Annotated in this window: 14 protein-coding genes and 1 pseudogene; 8 read left to right on the top strand and 7 right to left on the bottom strand. The window is 70.9% G+C overall.

Annotated features, from left to right (window positions below; all coding sequences use genetic code 11):
* The first annotated feature begins 115 nt into the window (after positions 1-115).
* The 3 genes from ACFV9O_RS09845 (at position 116) to ACFV9O_RS09835 (ending at position 1,947) form a co-directional block, all read left to right on the top strand.
* Positions 116-952, top strand: coding sequence for a DeoR/GlpR family DNA-binding transcription regulator (locus ACFV9O_RS09845; protein WP_385414721.1), 837 nt, complete (start codon positions 116-118; stop codon positions 950-952).
* Positions 949-1,401, top strand: a complete 453-nt coding sequence (locus ACFV9O_RS09840; protein ID WP_385414718.1) for an SRPBCC family protein — start codon at positions 949-951, stop codon at positions 1,399-1,401. Before ACFV9O_RS09845 ends, ACFV9O_RS09840 begins: the two co-directional genes overlap by 4 nt.
* A gap of 66 nt (positions 1,402-1,467) precedes the next feature.
* A complete protein-coding gene (locus ACFV9O_RS09835) occupies positions 1,468-1,947 on the top strand; it encodes an SRPBCC family protein (protein WP_385414715.1) in 480 nt (159 codons plus the stop codon).
* 1 nt (position 1,948) lies between these two features.
* On the opposite strand, the gene ACFV9O_RS09830 is transcribed toward ACFV9O_RS09835, so the two are convergent.
* Entirely contained in the window at positions 1,949-3,064 is a 1,116-nt protein-coding gene (locus ACFV9O_RS09830; RefSeq protein ID WP_385414712.1) for a PLP-dependent cysteine synthase family protein, read from the bottom strand.
* A 229-nt stretch (positions 3,065-3,293) separates the two neighbouring features.
* Between ACFV9O_RS09830 and ACFV9O_RS09825 the strand changes: the two genes are divergently transcribed.
* Positions 3,294-3,626: a hypothetical protein gene (locus tag ACFV9O_RS09825; protein WP_385414709.1), complete on the top strand. Its 333-nt coding sequence runs from the start codon at positions 3,294-3,296 to the stop codon at positions 3,624-3,626.
* Positions 3,627-3,899: 273 nt separating this feature from the next.
* Positions 3,900-4,337: pseudogene (locus ACFV9O_RS09820) on the top strand (ATP-binding protein); the annotation flags it as partial.
* 358 nt (positions 4,338-4,695) lie between these two features.
* On the opposite strand, the gene ACFV9O_RS09815 reads toward ACFV9O_RS09820, so the two are convergent.
* The 4 genes from ACFV9O_RS09815 to ACFV9O_RS09800 all read right to left on the bottom strand — a co-directional run bounded on the left by ACFV9O_RS09815 (position 4,696) and on the right by ACFV9O_RS09800 (position 9,443).
* Positions 4,696-7,266, bottom strand: a complete 2,571-nt coding sequence (locus tag ACFV9O_RS09815; RefSeq protein ID WP_385414708.1) for an ABC transporter permease — start codon at positions 7,264-7,266, stop codon at positions 4,696-4,698.
* Positions 7,263-8,087 (bottom strand): ABC transporter ATP-binding protein, encoded by an 825-nt coding sequence (locus ACFV9O_RS09810; protein ID WP_385414705.1) that lies wholly within the window; start codon positions 8,085-8,087, stop codon positions 7,263-7,265. Before ACFV9O_RS09810 ends, ACFV9O_RS09815 begins: the two co-directional genes overlap by 4 nt.
* Positions 8,084-8,362: an SHOCT domain-containing protein gene (locus ACFV9O_RS09805; RefSeq protein WP_385414702.1), complete on the bottom strand. Its 279-nt coding sequence runs from the start codon at positions 8,360-8,362 to the stop codon at positions 8,084-8,086. The genes ACFV9O_RS09810 and ACFV9O_RS09805 overlap by 4 nt, the downstream gene beginning before the upstream one ends.
* 388 nt (positions 8,363-8,750) lie before the next feature.
* Positions 8,751-9,443: a TetR/AcrR family transcriptional regulator gene (locus ACFV9O_RS09800; protein ID WP_385414699.1), complete on the bottom strand. Its 693-nt coding sequence runs from the start codon at positions 9,441-9,443 to the stop codon at positions 8,751-8,753.
* A gap of 256 nt (positions 9,444-9,699) precedes the next feature.
* Here ACFV9O_RS09800 and ACFV9O_RS09795 point away from each other — a divergent pair, with 256 nt between their 5' ends.
* The 3 genes from ACFV9O_RS09795 (at position 9,700) to ACFV9O_RS09785 (ending at position 11,850) form a co-directional block, all read left to right on the top strand.
* On the top strand, positions 9,700-10,311 hold the full coding sequence (locus ACFV9O_RS09795) for a hypothetical protein (RefSeq protein ID WP_385414986.1): 612 nt from the start codon (positions 9,700-9,702) through the stop codon (positions 10,309-10,311).
* Complete coding sequence (locus ACFV9O_RS09790; protein WP_385414697.1) at positions 10,245-10,856, top strand: hypothetical protein; 612 nt, start codon at positions 10,245-10,247, stop codon at positions 10,854-10,856. The genes ACFV9O_RS09795 and ACFV9O_RS09790 overlap by 67 nt, the downstream gene beginning before the upstream one ends.
* A 136-nt stretch (positions 10,857-10,992) precedes the next feature.
* Positions 10,993-11,850: an SDR family NAD(P)-dependent oxidoreductase gene (locus ACFV9O_RS09785; protein ID WP_385414694.1), complete on the top strand. Its 858-nt coding sequence runs from the start codon at positions 10,993-10,995 to the stop codon at positions 11,848-11,850.
* A 165-nt stretch (positions 11,851-12,015) separates the two neighbouring features.
* Here the strand turns inward: ACFV9O_RS09785 and ACFV9O_RS09780 are convergent, their stop codons facing one another.
* Both ACFV9O_RS09780 and ACFV9O_RS09775 read right to left on the bottom strand, forming a co-directional pair.
* Positions 12,016-12,801: an SAM-dependent methyltransferase gene (locus tag ACFV9O_RS09780; protein WP_385414691.1), complete on the bottom strand. Its 786-nt coding sequence runs from the start codon at positions 12,799-12,801 to the stop codon at positions 12,016-12,018.
* Between the two features lie 90 nt (positions 12,802-12,891).
* Positions 12,892-14,118, bottom strand: coding sequence for an ROK family protein (locus tag ACFV9O_RS09775; protein ID WP_385414688.1), 1,227 nt, complete (start codon positions 14,116-14,118; stop codon positions 12,892-12,894).
* Between the last annotated feature and the right edge of the window lie 141 nt (positions 14,119-14,259).

Genomic DNA, 14,259 nt, shown 5'->3' with positions numbered 1-14,259 from the left:
TCACCGAATCTCCCCCCACCCGTCGCGAACGGGGCGTGGCAGGATGAGCAGCCCTGATGAACAGCGGTGATGCGGCGAAGTCGAAGAAGTCGAAACGGAAGGACCGGCCCGGGCGGTGAGCGACAATCAGAACCTCCTCGCGGAACAGCGGCGCGCCCTGATCCTCGACGAGGTACGGCGACGGGGCGGCGTACGGGTCAACGAGCTCACCCGCAAGCTGAACGTCTCCGACATGACCGTGCGCCGGGATCTCGACGCCCTCGCCCGGCAGGGTGTCATCGAGAAGGTGCACGGCGGCGCGGTGCCCGTGGTCGAGGCCAGCACGCACGAACCGGGCTTCGAGGCCAAGTCGTCACTGGAGCTCAGCGCGAAGGAGGACATCGCGCGGGCGGCCGCGGCGATGGTGGTCCCGGGCAGCGCGATCGCGCTCTCCGGCGGGACCACGACCTACGCCCTGGCACAGCATCTCGTCGACGTCCCCGATCTCACGGTGGTGACGAACTCGGTGCGGGTCGCCGATGTTTTCCACGCGGCACAGCGGGCGGGCGCGGCGAGCGGTCAGCGGGCCGGGGCGGCGACGGTGGTGCTCACCGGTGGCGTGCGCACGCCCTCCGACTCGCTCGTGGGCCCGGTCGCGGACCAGGCGATCCGATCGCTCCACTTCGACGTGCTCTTCCTCGGGGTGCACGGCATCTCCGTCGAGGCAGGGCTGTCGACGCCGAACCTGGCGGAGGCGGAGACGAACCGGCGGTTCGTCCGGTCGGCGCGGCGGGTGGTGGTCGTGGCCGACCACACCAAGTGGGGGACGGTGGGGCTGAGTTCGTTCGCCCGGCTGGACGAGGTCGACACCCTGGTCACGGATGCGGGGCTGCCGGCGGAGGCGCGGGCGGAGATCGCGGAGCATCTGCCGCACCTGGTGGTGGCGGGCGAGCCGGCCGAGCCCCCGGAATGACCGTCTTCCGGGTCGTCCGCACGACGCCGCTGCCGGCCGGTGAGGCTTGGCGGCGGCTCACCGACTGGCCCGCCCACGCGGCACAGGTGCCGCTCACGCGGATCTCGGTGCCGACTGCGGGGTCCATGGCCGAGGGCGGCCGGTTCACGGCCCGCACGGGTGTGGGCCCGGTGGGCTTCGACGATCCGATGGAGATCGTGCGCTGGGAGCCACCGGGGGCCGGGCGGCCCGGGCTCTGCCGGCTGGAGAAACGCGGCCGGGCCGTGCTCGGGTGGGCGGAGATCGAGGTGCGGGAGGCGTCCGGCGGGACCTTGGTGACGTGGACGGAGGAGCTGCGGGTGCGGGGGCTGCCGCGCGCGGCGGACCCCCTGCTCGCACGGGCGGCCCGGCGCGTCTTCGCCCGGGCGGTGGACGGTCTGCTCGCCGGACGTACGGGACCCGCACGGTAGTGCCCATCTGACGGCTCGCCGGTTATCGTGTGCGGGCCCTGCCCGGCGTCCACGGAGGTACCTCTCATGGCTCACCGACTGAGGCCCGTCGAACTCGACTTCGCGGAGTCCGCACCGCTGCGGCTCGTCTTCGTGGCGGAGGTGCGGTCCGGGCCCGCGGCCGTGTACCGCGCGCTCGCGGAGGATGTCGAGGGCTGGCCCGCCTGGTTCACGGCAGTCACCTCGGCCAGGCCGACCGCAGGGGGCGCCGGCCGGGAGGTCCGGTTGCGCGGCGGCACCCGGTTCCAGGAGACGATCATGAGTGCGGAGCCCGGCGAGCGGTACGCGTACCGCGTCGACGAGACCAACGCGCCGGGCATACAGGCCATGTTGGAGGAGTGGCGCCTCACGCCCACCGGATCCGGGACCCGGGTGCGGTGGACGATGGCGGTCGACGGCACCGCACCACTGCGTCTTGTCATGGGACTTGCGCGCCCTGGTGTGGGCCGCTCCTTCCGCGACGCCGTACGCAACCTCGACCGCCGTCTCGCCTCCGCCGCGGCCTGAGTCAGTCCGGCCAGACGCCGCTGCCCAGGAACTGGTCGATCGCCTCGGTGTAGGGGGCGATGTCGAGCCCCTGTCCGGCCAGCCACTCGTCCGAGTAGTACTTGTCGAGATAGCGGTCGCCCGGGTCGCAGATCAGCGTGACCACACTGCCCTTGCGCCCCTCGGCCACCATCTCCGCGACGATCTTCAGGGCGCTCCACAGCCCCGTGCCGGTGGAACCGCCCGCCTTGCGGCCGATGGCCTGCTCCAGTGCGCGTACGGCGGCGACGGTCGCCGCGTCCGGCACCTTCATCATCCGGTCGATGGCGCCGGGCACGAAGCTCGGCTCCATGCGCGGGCGTCCGATGCCCTCGATGCGCGAGCCGCAGTCGCTTGTGACCAGCGGGTCGTGCCGGGTCCAGCCGTCGAAGAAACAGGAGTTCTCCGGGTCGGGCACACAGATCCTGGTGTCGTACTGCATGTAGTGCACGTAGCGGGCGATGGTCGCCGACGTGCCGCCCGTCCCGGCCGTGGCGACGATCCACGCGGGCTCGGGGTAGCGCTCCAACTTCAGCTGCTGGTAGATCGATTCGGCGATGTTGTTGTTGCCGCGCCAGTCGGTGGCCCGCTCGGCGTAGGTGAACTGGTCCATGTAGTGGCCGCCGGTCTGCGCGGCGAGCGCGGCGGACTCCTCGTAGATCTTCCACGCGTCCTGCACGAAGTGGCACTGTCCGCCGTGGAATTGGATCAGCCGGCACTTCTCGGCGCTGGTGGTACGGGGCATCACGGCGATGAACGGAACCCCGATCAGCTTCGCGAAGTACGCCTCCGACACCGCGGTCGAGCCGCTGGACGCCTCGATGACGGGCTTGCCCGGCCTGATCCAGCCGTTGCAGAGCCCGTACAGGAACAGCGAACGGGCAAGCCGGTGCTTGAGGCTGCCGGTGGGGTGGGTGGACTCGTCCTTGAGGTAGAGGTCGATCCCCCACTCCTCGGGCAGGGGGAAGCGCAGCAGGTGGGTGTCGGCCGAGCGGTTCGCGTCGGCCTGCACCTTGCGCACCGCCTCCTTCAGCCACGCCCGGTACTCCGGATCGCTGCGGTCGACATCGATGGTGGCCATCGCCTCGTATGTACCCATGCGCCCCGCTCCTCACCTTGTCGGCTTCACTGCCCGCTGCACCGCCGCCCGCCGGCCGTTGCCCCAGCACACTCCCCACTGACCACCATAAGCCCCTCACCTGCACAAACGTTCACTTTGGGGTTCCATAGCACCTCCTTGTGGGACGGTGCCGGAATGCGCTCTGGTGTCCGTGCGCAGACGTGGGCAGACTGAGGTGCAGGAGTTGGTGCGAAGGGGGCGGACGGCCATGCGGGAGCCGGAGTTCAACGCCACGGGTGTGCGGATCGAGCGGTGGCCCCGCTCGCTCACCAAGGCCGGTCAAGTCCTCATCGAGGACGGCCGTCTCGCGCTGCTGACCAGTTACGGCCGGGTGATCGACAGTGCGCCGGTGGAAGCGGTACGGGCGGGGAAGCCCTGGTTCGCGGGTGACGAGAGCATGGTCGCGACGGTCAACGGCACGCGCTACCGGCTGACCATGGACCGGCCCGGCCGGGCGGACGACGGCCGCACGCTCGACGGTACGGCGATGGCGGGGCGGTTCCTGGACGCGCTGCGCAAGGCGGGCGGCAGCAGCGACTGACCGTGCCCATCCGGTGCCGACCGTGGCCCTGGGCGGCGCACCTGCGAGGCACCAGGCGTGGCACAGCTGTGCCCTCTGTGGTGCGTGAGCCGTTGATCGCCTCGTGTGCGCGGAGTTGCGAAGTCGTCACCCCGGGTTCACGCTTGACTACATCACTCAGGGTTCACCGGCGGTGACACTGTGACCCAGCCCGCCGGCGCAAACAGCAGAGGCAGCCAACTGCTGGATCCGTTCCTTCGTCTTCTTCCGGACCTATTTCGGGGAGTCGCAGCCGTGATCAGCGAGGCAAGCAGGCATTGCAGGGTGGAGCTCCAAGCCCTCCCGTCGCGGATCGGTCAGGTCCGCAGGATCGTCTCGGCGCAACTGCGCTACTGGCAACTCGATCCCTTGATCGACCTTGCGGCGCTCGGCGTCACAGAGCTTCTGACCAATGTCCACCGGCACGCCGAGCCGGACAAGGTCTGCACCGTCGAGATCGAGCTGCTGCTCGACCGTCTCACGGTCTCGGTGCACGACCACGACCCCCGGCTTCCCGTGATCGGCACCGCCGAACCGCTGGAGACCACCGGGCGCGGGCTCGCGCTGATCGAGGCCCTCAGCGAGAGCTGGGGTGTGCTGTCCAAGGGCGAGCACGGCAAGGTCGTCTGGTTCACGCTCCCGACGACGCTTCCCATGGGCGCGGCGAAACCTCCGTACGTGGTCGCCGGTGCGTACAGGGCGAGGGCCGGCGTGCCGGTGGCCGTCGATGCTCCCGTCGCCGCCGGCTCTCCCGTGGCCGTGGAGCCCGTGGCCGCCGGCTCCCCCGTGGTCGCCGAGCCTGTGGCCGCCGGCTCCCCCGTCGTCGCCGAGCCTGTGGCCGCCGGCTCTCCCGTGCCGGCCGGCGTTTCCCTCGCGGCTGACGCTCCCTCGGCGGCCGGCTCCCCTGTGCCGGCCGGCGCTCCCTTCGCGGTCGTGGAGCCCGGGGCCTCGTCCGAGCCCCGTACACCCGCCGCCGTCCGGCCGGCCGTTTCCGGCTGACCGGGCGGAGCGGGTCACTTCGTCCGTCCGCGGCAGGAGCCCGGCCCATCGTTCACTCCGTGGCGATGGCCCGCAGTACGTCGAGGCGGGCCGCCCGGCGTGCGGGCCGCAGGCCCGCGACCGCCCCGGCCGCGAGCCCCACCAGCGCGACCACTGCGAGCCGTTCAGGCGGAAGCGCGAACGCGAAGGCCGTGTCGCTCGCGCCGTCGGACGCCTTGACCAGCACCCAGCCGAGGAAGCCTCCGAGCGCGAGCCCGCCGGCCGTACCGAAGGCGGCGACCAGCACCGACTCCCAGCGCACCATGGCGCGCAGCTGGGACCTGGTCTGGCCGACGGAGCGCAACAGGCCCAGTTCGCGGGTGCGTTCATGGATCGCGAGGGTGAGGGTGTTGGCGATGCCGAGCAGGGCGATGAGCACGGCCAGCGCCAGCAGCGCGTAGACGAGGGTGAGCATCATGTCGATCCCGCCCGCCGACGACGCTGCGTACTCGTCGCGCGTCTGCACCTCGGGGTTGCCGTACGCCTGCGCGACCCTTTCGACCGCGGCCCTGCCGTCGGCGGCGTCCACGCCGTCCGTGAAGGAGACGGCGACGAGTGTGTCGGCGTCCTGGGTGCGGTGAGGGGCCCAGGCCTCGCGGGTAAGGAGGTAGTCGCCGACCAGCTCGGACCGGTCGTAGACGGCTCGGACCGTGAAGGACCGCTGCGTGCCGTCGGTGAAGGTGAGTTCGGTCGTGCTGCCGAGCCGCAGACCGCGGGTCTCCGCCTCGTCGCGGGTCAGGGCGATGCCGTCGCCGCCGAGTCCGGCGAGGGCGCCCGCCACCGTGCCGAGGTCGAAGACCTCGCCGACGGCGGCCGGATCGGCGACGGTCAGGGCGCGGCCCTGTCCGTCGACCTCGGCGACACCACGGCCGAGGCCGACCGCGGTCGCCACCTCGGGCTGCCGGTCGAGCGCCGGGGCGAGCCGGGGGCTGAGGCCGCTGCCGCCCGCGCCGAACGCGGGGGCGCTGACCGCCACATCGCCCGCGAAGGAGCGGGACACCGTCCGGTCCATGGTCGCCTTCAGCGAGGCGCCGAACACCGTGAAGAGCGAGACCACGGCGACACCGAGCATCAGCGCGCTCGCGGTCGCGGCGGTGCGCCGGGGGCTGCGCAGCGCATTGCGCACGGCCAGCCGTCCGGTGACCCCGCGCAGCCGGTCCAGCGGCGCTCCCAGGATCCGTACGGCTGTCGAGGAGGCCACGGGGCCCAGAACGACGAGCGCGGCGAGGGCCAGGACTCCCCCGGCCCCCGCGAGCCACAGGGACGGCGTGGCGAGAACACCGGCAAGCGCCGCTCCCACGGCGGCCAGAACCAGCACGACACCCGTGACGGCGCGTCCACGAGAGGCCCCGGACCGGTCGACGGCGGTCTCGCGCAGCGCGGCGAGGGGCGCGGTACGTCCGGCCCGTACGGCCGGCAGCAGCGCGGAGCCGAGGCAGACGGCGATGCCGACGACGAACGGCAGCGCAAGGGACAGCCCACTGACGACGAGGTCACCCTCGGGGAACGGGAAGCCGATCGCGGGGAACAGCGCCTGCAGCCCCGCGGAGACGCCGATGCCGCCGACGAGTCCCGCCGCGGAGGCGACGACGGCGACGACCGCGGCCTCGGCGAGCGTCGATCCGAGGACCTGGCGCCGCGACGCGCCGAGCGCACGCAGCAGCGCGTTCTCACGGGTGCGCTGGGCGACGACGATCGCGAACGTGTTGTGGATGGAGAAGGTGGCGACGAGCAGGGCGACGCCGGAGAAGACGAGCAGGAAGGTGGTGAACAGGGTCAGGAACTGGCCGGAGATCATGTCCGTGTTCTCCTGCGCGGACTCCTGGCCGGTGATCGCCTCGATGCCCTGCGGGAGTACGGGCGTGAGCGCGTCGACGAGGTCCTGCTGACCGGTGCCGGGTCCGGCCCGTACGAGGATGCTCGACGCCTGCCCCGGCTTCGGGGTGAGGTACTTCTCGGCGTCGGCGCGGGTCATGCCGGTGAAGGTCACCTGGCCCATGCCGTCCTCGCCGCCGAAGGTCGCCAGGCCGACGACCGTGACCCGGACGGGGTCGGGGGTGCGCAGGACGGTCGTGTCGCCGGTCCTGAGTCCGCCGGTCCTGGCGGCGCCGCGGTTCACGACGACCTCGCCGGGCCTGGCGGGGTCCCGACCCTCGGCGAGCCGGTACGGGTTGAGCTCGGGGTCGTCGATCCAGTTGCCCGCGAGGGTGGGCGGGCCCTGGCCGCCGATCGGCTTTCCGTCGCGGCCGATGAGCTGGCCCGCGCCCTGGATGTTCGGTACGGCGGCGGCGACGCCCGGTGTCCTGGCGATCCGCTCGGCAAGCGCGCTGTCGACGGGCTCGCGGGTGCCCTGGGCCTCGCCGGGGACGGTGATGGTGTCGGCGCTGCGGACGACCGCGTCGGTGCCGCTCGTCGCATTGCCGAACATGGTGTCGAAGCCCGCCCGCAGGGTGTCGCCCATGACCAGGGTGCCGGCGAGGAAGGCGACCCCGAGCAGTACGGCGGTGAAGGTGCCGGCGAAGCGGCGTTTGTGGGCGCGCAGGGAGGCGACGCTGAGCCGGGCGGCGGTCGTTGCGGCGCTCATGACCGCACCCTCGGGGCCGCCTTGGTGCCGGCGATGGCGTCGACGTCGTCGGAGATGTCGACGTCGTCGGAGGTGTCGAAGGCCTTCAGCCGGTCGAGGACCTTGCCTGCGGTGGGCGCGTCCATGCGGTCGACGAGGCGGCCGTCCGCGAGGAAGACCACCTCGTCCGCGTGGGCCGCGGCGACCGGGTCGTGGGTGACCATGACGACCGTACGGCCGGTGCGGCGTACGGCATCGCCGAGCAGCCGCAGTACCTCCTCGCCCGAGCGCGAGTCGAGGTTGCCGGTCGGCTCGTCGGCGAAGACGACGTCCGGGCTGCCCGCGAAGGCGCGGGCGACGGCGACGCGCTGCTGCTGGCCGCCGGAGAGTTCGGCGGGCCGGTGGTGCAACCGGTCGCGCAGGCCGACGACGTCGATGAGGGTGTCGAGCCATCGCTGGTCGGGGCGCTCCCCCGCCAGATCGGCGGGGAGCGTGATGTTCTCGGCGACGGTGAGGGTGGGGATCAGGTTGAAGGCCTGGAAGACGAAGCCGATGCGTTTGCGGCGCAGGAGGGTGAGTCCGCGGTCGTCGAGGGTGCTGAGGTCGGTGTCGCCGATGAGGGCGGAGCCGGAGGTGAGCGTGTCGAGCCCGGCCGCGCAGTGCATCAGCGTCGACTTGCCGGAGCCGGACGGCCCCATGATCGCGGTGAAGCGGCCGGCCGGGAAGCCGACGCTCACCCCGTCCAGGGCGCGGACCTCGGTGTCGCCCGCGCCGTAGACCTTGACGGCGTCCACGACGCGGACGGCGGTGCGGATGGAGGTGCCGGCGGTCGCGGTCGTCATGCCGCACCGCCCTTGGAGTGCGGGCCGAACTGCTCGTCCAGGACGGACAGCCGACGCCAGTACTCGTCCTCGTCGATCTCACCGGCGGCGAACCGGCGGCCCAGTACGGCAATCGGCGACTGCTCGCCGTTCATCGGACCGTGCTGCCACGGTCCGCGCCGGCCGCGCCAGACCGTGCGGCGCAGAACGGCGACGGCGCCGACGATCACGGCGGCCCAGATCAGCGGGAAGAACAGGATCCACGGGCCGGGCCCGTTGTGGGCAAGGGTGTTCATGGCTTTCGACTCCTCGGTGGCTCGTAACCGTCTTTCGTTGGTTCGAGGCTCGCTCCGGGAGGGGGTCCGAGTCGTCGTACGGCCAGCGACACTGCGCGTACCACCCGGGGAGTACACAGGGTTCTCGCGGATGCTCCCGACCATCGCCGGCGCATCCAGGAGCGTCAGATCGAGACCACCCGCGAGCTGCTGCGGGAGCACGGCTACGTCGGGGCACGAGCCCCCAAGGTGATCCAGGCATCAGGCGGGGGCCGGGCAGCGCGCCATGTACGACCCTTCGCGGGCAGGCCCGATCTCGTGCGCCGGCGGCGATCCGACGTGCGGCCGAGGAGATGCGCGCTGCCACCGAAGCCGTATTCGGCGGGCCCGGACCGGCGCACCAAGCGTCTCAGCGACTGCTGACGCGCCCGTCTGCCATGCAAACGATGCCGGTCACCATCATGCCGATGCCCAGCTCATGGTTGGAGTCCGGCCCCGTGCACGCCGCCAGAGCCCCTGCAGAAGCCACCACGCTGGGGTAGCGACGCGGTGACAGCGCGCTGAGTGCGGCAGTTTTGACGCGCAGGGCGTCGTCGCGGGATTCGGCGTCGGTTCCGTATGCCGAGCCTGGCTCGACGGACACGAGCGTGACCACTGCGGTGAGAAGGAAGCCACCGATGTCCGCGGACCGGTCCGCCGTGAATCCGGCCTGGCGCAGCAGCGAGAGAGTGCGTTCTGCGATCGCGAGTCCTGGTTCGCAGGAGAAGATGCGGTCACGGGCAAGCCAGGCAACCGAAGGGTGGGGTCGCAGTGCCGCGACGAGCGCCATGAGCACGGCCCGAAGCTGCTCATCCCAGGGCGCGGAATCGACGGGCGGGAACTGAACCTCCTGGAACAGCCGCTCGGCGATTCCGTCGAGCAACTGGTCCTTGTCCTTGAAGTGCCAGTACAGCGCCATGGGTGTCACCCCGTGGGACTGGGCGAGCCGCCGGATGGTGACCGCACCCAGACCCTCGGCATCAGCCAAAGCGATGGCGCCCGTCACGATGGCGTCGCGGCTCAGCCGCTCACGCGCCTCAGCGATGTCCCGCTTCTTCACCATGTTGACAACTGTACCTTGTACATGTTCGCCTATACGCCGTCCATGTACACCGTCCATGTACGTTGTCCAGGAACGCTCACCGCGTCGCTCTCAGAGAGGCAATCCGGGCTCTCATGTCACCTTCACCTCACGCCGGCCAAGCCGCGCTGTCCTCAGCCCTCACCCTGGGCTGCGGTCTCACCTTGCCCAATCGGCTCGCCAAGGCGGCGACCAGCGAGCACCTGGCTGACAGGTTCGGCGCCCCACCGCACAGCTCATCCAGGCGCACCGGGCCATGGCATCGTCCGGAGTCGGCCTGCTGATCAGCGGCAACGTCATGGTCGACGGCTCCTCGCTCGAGGCGCCGCGCAATGTCGTGATCGAGGACGATCGCCACATCGACAACTTTCGCCGCTGGTCAGCAGTGACCGCCGGCACACCGACCCGCTTCATCCTGCAGCTCTCACACCCCGGCAGACAGACCATGCGTGGCAACGCACTGCCGGGACGCCGGCAGGACGTGACAGCACCCTCCGCCGTTCCCCTGTCCACAGGGGTCGATGGCCTCTTCCGTAGCCCACGCGCCCTGCGGGAAGCGGAGATCACAGACATCATCGGCCGCTTTGCCCGCGCCGCCGAGGTCGCCGCGGCTGCCGGCTTCCACGGAGTTCAGCTGCATGCCGCCCATGGCTACCTCCTCAACCAGTTCCTGTCTCCCCTGAGCAACCAGCGCACCGACCAGTGGGGTGGCTCGCTGGAGAACCGTATGCGGCTGCTCATCGAGGTATTCCGGGCTGTCAGGAAGGCCACCCCTGAGAATTCATGGTCGCCGTCAAGCTCAATTCCGCTGACTTCCAGCGCGGTGGATTCGAGCCCGATGACTCCCTGACCGTGGCCAAGGCCCTGGAAGCGGAAGGCGTCGATCTCATCGAAATCTCAGGCGGCACCTACGAAAATGCCGCCATGCTCACAGGAATCTCGCCGCGCGCTTCGACCCGCCAACGCGAGGCCTACTTCCTGGAGTTCGCTGAACGATTCTCCAAGGAAGTATCCACACCACTGATGCTGACCGGTGGTTTCAGGACCCGCCAGGGCATGACGGACGCGCTGACCAGCGGCGCAGTGGACGTCGTCGGTCTCGCCCGACCCATAACCCACGACCCCGGCTTCCCCCGTGATCTGCTGACCGGCAACGCTGAACGGAGCCTGGCCCGGCAGCTGATAACAGGCAGCAAGGCTGTCGATGCGTTCCTCGACAGTGCCTGGCACCAGCAGCAACTGGCCCGCCTCGGCCGCAATAAGGATGTCAAGCCGAAGCGAGGCCCTGCCGCCGCTCTGCTCATCGGCACGTTTGTCACCATACGTGACATTCTTGCGCCCAGGCTTACGTGGCCTTTTCGGTCCCGTGGAACCAGAGCGACATCGGCCGCATAGCTCAGCGTGCCCCACCGCCATGAGGCACTGTCCGCAGGTGGAGCGAACCCCTGAACCGTGGACCAGCGGCGGAAGACCGATCCGGCCGCTACTGCCAACGCCCACAGAGAAACGAAATCCGGGAGAGAAAACAGCCATGACCAACGAAACACCCCTGAGTGGCAAGCGTGCTCTCATCACGGGAGGCTCGGCCGGCATCGGCGAATACGCAGCCCTGGAACTGGCCCGCCTCGGGGCACATATTGTCATCACAGGACGTCGCGAGAAGGTGGCCTCCGAGGCGGCGGAGAGGATCCGCCGCGAGACCGGCTCCACGGTCGACGTCCTGACGGCAGACCTGTCTTTGATGAAAGGCACGCAGGCTTTCGCCGAAGCGTACATGGAACGCTACGAAGCTCTTGACATCCTGGTGCACTCTGCAGGAGGCACGGCCGTGCGGCGCACTCTCACTGCCGAAGGTGCGGAGCTCACCTATGCCACCCAGTACCTTGCTCGCTTCTACCTCAACAACCTCTTCCTCCCGGTCCTCAAGGGTCGGGACGCGCGTGTCATCGCGGTTTCAGGAGGCGGTTCGGTCACCAAGCGACTGGACCGGACCAACCTTCACGGCGAGATCAGCTACTCGAGCCTGAAGGCCATCGAGACCATCTCCATCGCCAACGACTACTTGGGCATTGAATTCCACGAACGCCACGGCCGAAGCGGCATCCGCAGCTACGTGTACGGCCCTGGGCCGGTGCGCGGAACCGGACTGAGCGCTCCGTTGCCCTTCCTTACCCGCAGCATGTTCACGCTCTCGAGCTTCGTCATCGGAAGCACTGTGGCCGAAGCGGCTCGAGACGTCCTCCACCTGGCCACCGGCGAACATCCTTCGGGCCTCTACCAGCGGCGCCTCAAGCAGGCCAAGCCGAGCAAACACCTCCAGGACGCCGCCGAGCGCAATGCCGTATGGCAGGACACGGAACGAGAGATCGCACAGCGAAAGGCCAGTTGACGCGGAGCCGAGGGGGCCGCCGCCCACGCGTGCAGCGAGCCCGTCCGGTAGGTGCGTTGCGCGGTCTTGCCGTGGCAGGGCTGTCGGCGACCGCTTCCAGGTGCTCCATGTGTCAGCGCCCCGTCGCATCGAACTCCCACCGGTGTGAGAGGAAGTGACGTATCGTCAACCAGCCGGGACCAGCGTGAGGTAGACGATGCCCAGGATCCCGCGGTAGCCGCGTAGCCAGCTCGCCCGGTGGCGGTCCACGCGGGCACGGATCTCGGCGGCCCGTGGGTGCCCGTCATGGGCGGCGAGCCACTCCTCGTCGTCGGCGAGATAGCCGGACTCGAAGTACTCCCACTCCTCCTCGGTCGCCGTTTCGATCCATTCGACACGGAATCCGGCGTCGGTGGCGGCCTCCACGATCACCGGGAGCGGCAGATGGTCGTCCGGGCGGGCGCCCGGCCACATGGCGGTCAGCTCCTCCGGAGTGGGGGTGCGCTGCCAGAACCCCTCCCCGAACAGCACGCGCCCGCCGGGCGTGACCAGGGCGCGCAGGGCCCGCAGTGCGGCGGTGGTGGCGGACAGTGCCGACTCCTCGTCCGCGGCCGATTCCGCGTCGAGCAGCGCCTGACCGGAGCCCACGCACAGCACGACGTCGGCCGGTCCCCGTGTCGTACCGGTGGCGGACTCCTCGATGAACTCGACCCGTCCGTCGAGCCCGCGTTCCGTGGCATTGCGCCGCCCGCGCGCGAGATCGACGGCATTGAGGTCGAGCCCCACGCCCTTGGCGTCCGGTGCCGCGTCCAGCACCCGCAGCATCAACTCGCCCCATCCGCACCCGATGTCGAGCACGGAGGAAGGACTGTGCCGCGCGAGGCGGGCGACCAGCTGGGCGGCCCGCGCTTCGGAGATGGGGCCATGGAAGGTGAGCCGGGTGAGTCGGGTCGGAAGATCAGCGGCAGACATGCTGCGGACGGTACGACACACGGGTCCGCCCGCACACCTGAATTCCGCGCGGTGCGGCAGGCGGCGGCCGCACCCGTCCCGCAGCCCGGATCAGGACGCGCGCGCCGGCAGCACGGTCAGCGGGTCGTCCAGGACCGGCTGCCACGCCAGTTCCGCTGCGCCCACGAGGCTGTTGTGGTCGAGGGTGCAGGGAAGGATGGGGACTCCGCCGCTGCGGCCCCAGAGGCTGCGGTCGGCGACGACGGCGCGGAGGCGTTCGGGGTCGGCGTCGAGGAGTTCGCGGTGGAGCCCGCCGAGGATGATGCGGTCCGGGTTGAGGATGTTGACGAGGCCCGCGAGGCCGAGCCCGAGGCGGTCGACGAGCTCCTCCGCGGCCGCGCGTACCGAGGGGTCGTCGTACTCCGTGCGGAGCAGGTCGCGCGACCGCTGGAGCAGGGACACCTCCGGACCCGGCTCGCGGCCCGCGGCGGTGAGGAAGGCGAGGGGGTCGGCCTCGACGTCCAGGCAGCCGCGGCTGCCGCAGTGGCAGGGGCGGCCCTCGGGGTTGACCGTGAGGTGGCCGACCTCCAGGGCGAGGCCGGAACTGCCCGTGTGCAGGCGGCCGTCGAGGACGAGGGCGCCGCCGACGCCGCGGTGGCCGGTGGCGACGCAGAGCAGATGCTGGGCGCCGCGGCCCGCGCCGTGGCGGTGCTCGGCGAGGGCGGCGAGATTGACGTCGTTGCCCGTGAAGGCCGGTCCCGTGATGCCGGCCGCGCGAACGCGTTCGGCGAAGATGTCGCGGACGGGGGCGCCCGCGGGCCAGGCGAGATGCAGCGGGTTGAGCGCGGTGCCCTCCGGTTCGGCCACGGCCGACGGGACGGCGAGTCCGGCGCCGATGCAGAGGCGGCCGCTGTGACGCAGCAGAGCGGCTCCGGCGTCGACGACCTCGCCGAGCACCTGGGCCGGGTCGGCGGAGACCGTGACACAGCCGGGCGCGGTCGCGACGATCCGCCCTCCGAGGCCGACGAGCGCGGCCCGGAACCCGTCCGCGTGCACCTGCGCGGCGAGCGCGACGGGTCCGGTGTCGTCGACGGACAGCCGGTGCGAGGGGCGGCCCTGGGAACCGGCGGCGGCGCCCGGCCGGGAGTCGACGCGGATCAGCCCGAGGGCTTCTAGTTCGGCGGCGACGGCGCCGGCGGTGGCGCGGGTGACGCCCAGCTCGGCGGTGAGCACGGCCCGGGTGGGTGCGCGGCCCGTGTGTACCAGTTCCAGCGCAGGGCCGAGCGCGCTGCGGCCTCTCTCCAGCCTCGTCCGGGCCGACGTCACCTTGCCGTTCATGGAGGCGAGTCTCCCATGATCCAGGGGGAGGGTGGGGGCCCTGTGGGGGTTTGGAGCTGCTGCCGTTGAAGTGCACTCAAGCGTGTTCTGGTGAGCGGGGGTGAGTACGGGTGGTCTTTGCGTGCCTTGGTCATCGCGCCC

The sequence above is a fragment of the Streptomyces sp. NPDC059909 genome (assembly GCF_042730885.1).
Classification (GTDB): Bacteria; Actinomycetota; Actinomycetes; order Streptomycetales; family Streptomycetaceae; genus Streptomyces.
Note: the sequence above shows the minus strand (reverse complement) of the source record. Positions and strands in the feature narration are given on the sequence as shown.

Coding starts and splice junctions, on each gene's coding strand:
- ACFV9O_RS09840 (WP_385414718.1), top strand. CDS start 949: ATGACCGTCTTCCGGGTCGTCCGCACGACGCCGCTGCCGGCCGGTGAG.
- ACFV9O_RS09835 (WP_385414715.1), top strand. CDS start 1,468: ATGGCTCACCGACTGAGGCCCGTCGAACTCGACTTCGCGGAGTCCGCA.
- ACFV9O_RS09830 (WP_385414712.1), bottom strand. CDS start 3,064: ATGGGTACATACGAGGCGATGGCCACCATCGATGTCGACCGCAGCGAT.
- ACFV9O_RS09825 (WP_385414709.1), top strand. CDS start 3,294: ATGCGGGAGCCGGAGTTCAACGCCACGGGTGTGCGGATCGAGCGGTGG.
- ACFV9O_RS09815 (WP_385414708.1), bottom strand. CDS start 7,266: ATGAGCGCCGCAACGACCGCCGCCCGGCTCAGCGTCGCCTCCCTGCGC.
- ACFV9O_RS09810 (WP_385414705.1), bottom strand. CDS start 8,087: ATGACGACCGCGACCGCCGGCACCTCCATCCGCACCGCCGTCCGCGTC.
- ACFV9O_RS09805 (WP_385414702.1), bottom strand. CDS start 8,362: ATGAACACCCTTGCCCACAACGGGCCCGGCCCGTGGATCCTGTTCTTC.
- ACFV9O_RS09800 (WP_385414699.1), bottom strand. CDS start 9,443: ATGGTGAAGAAGCGGGACATCGCTGAGGCGCGTGAGCGGCTGAGCCGC.
- ACFV9O_RS09790 (WP_385414697.1), top strand. CDS start 10,245: ATGGTCGCCGTCAAGCTCAATTCCGCTGACTTCCAGCGCGGTGGATTC.
- ACFV9O_RS09785 (WP_385414694.1), top strand. CDS start 10,993: ATGACCAACGAAACACCCCTGAGTGGCAAGCGTGCTCTCATCACGGGA.
- ACFV9O_RS09780 (WP_385414691.1), bottom strand. CDS start 12,801: ATGTCTGCCGCTGATCTTCCGACCCGACTCACCCGGCTCACCTTCCAT.
- ACFV9O_RS09775 (WP_385414688.1), bottom strand. CDS start 14,118: ATGAACGGCAAGGTGACGTCGGCCCGGACGAGGCTGGAGAGAGGCCGC.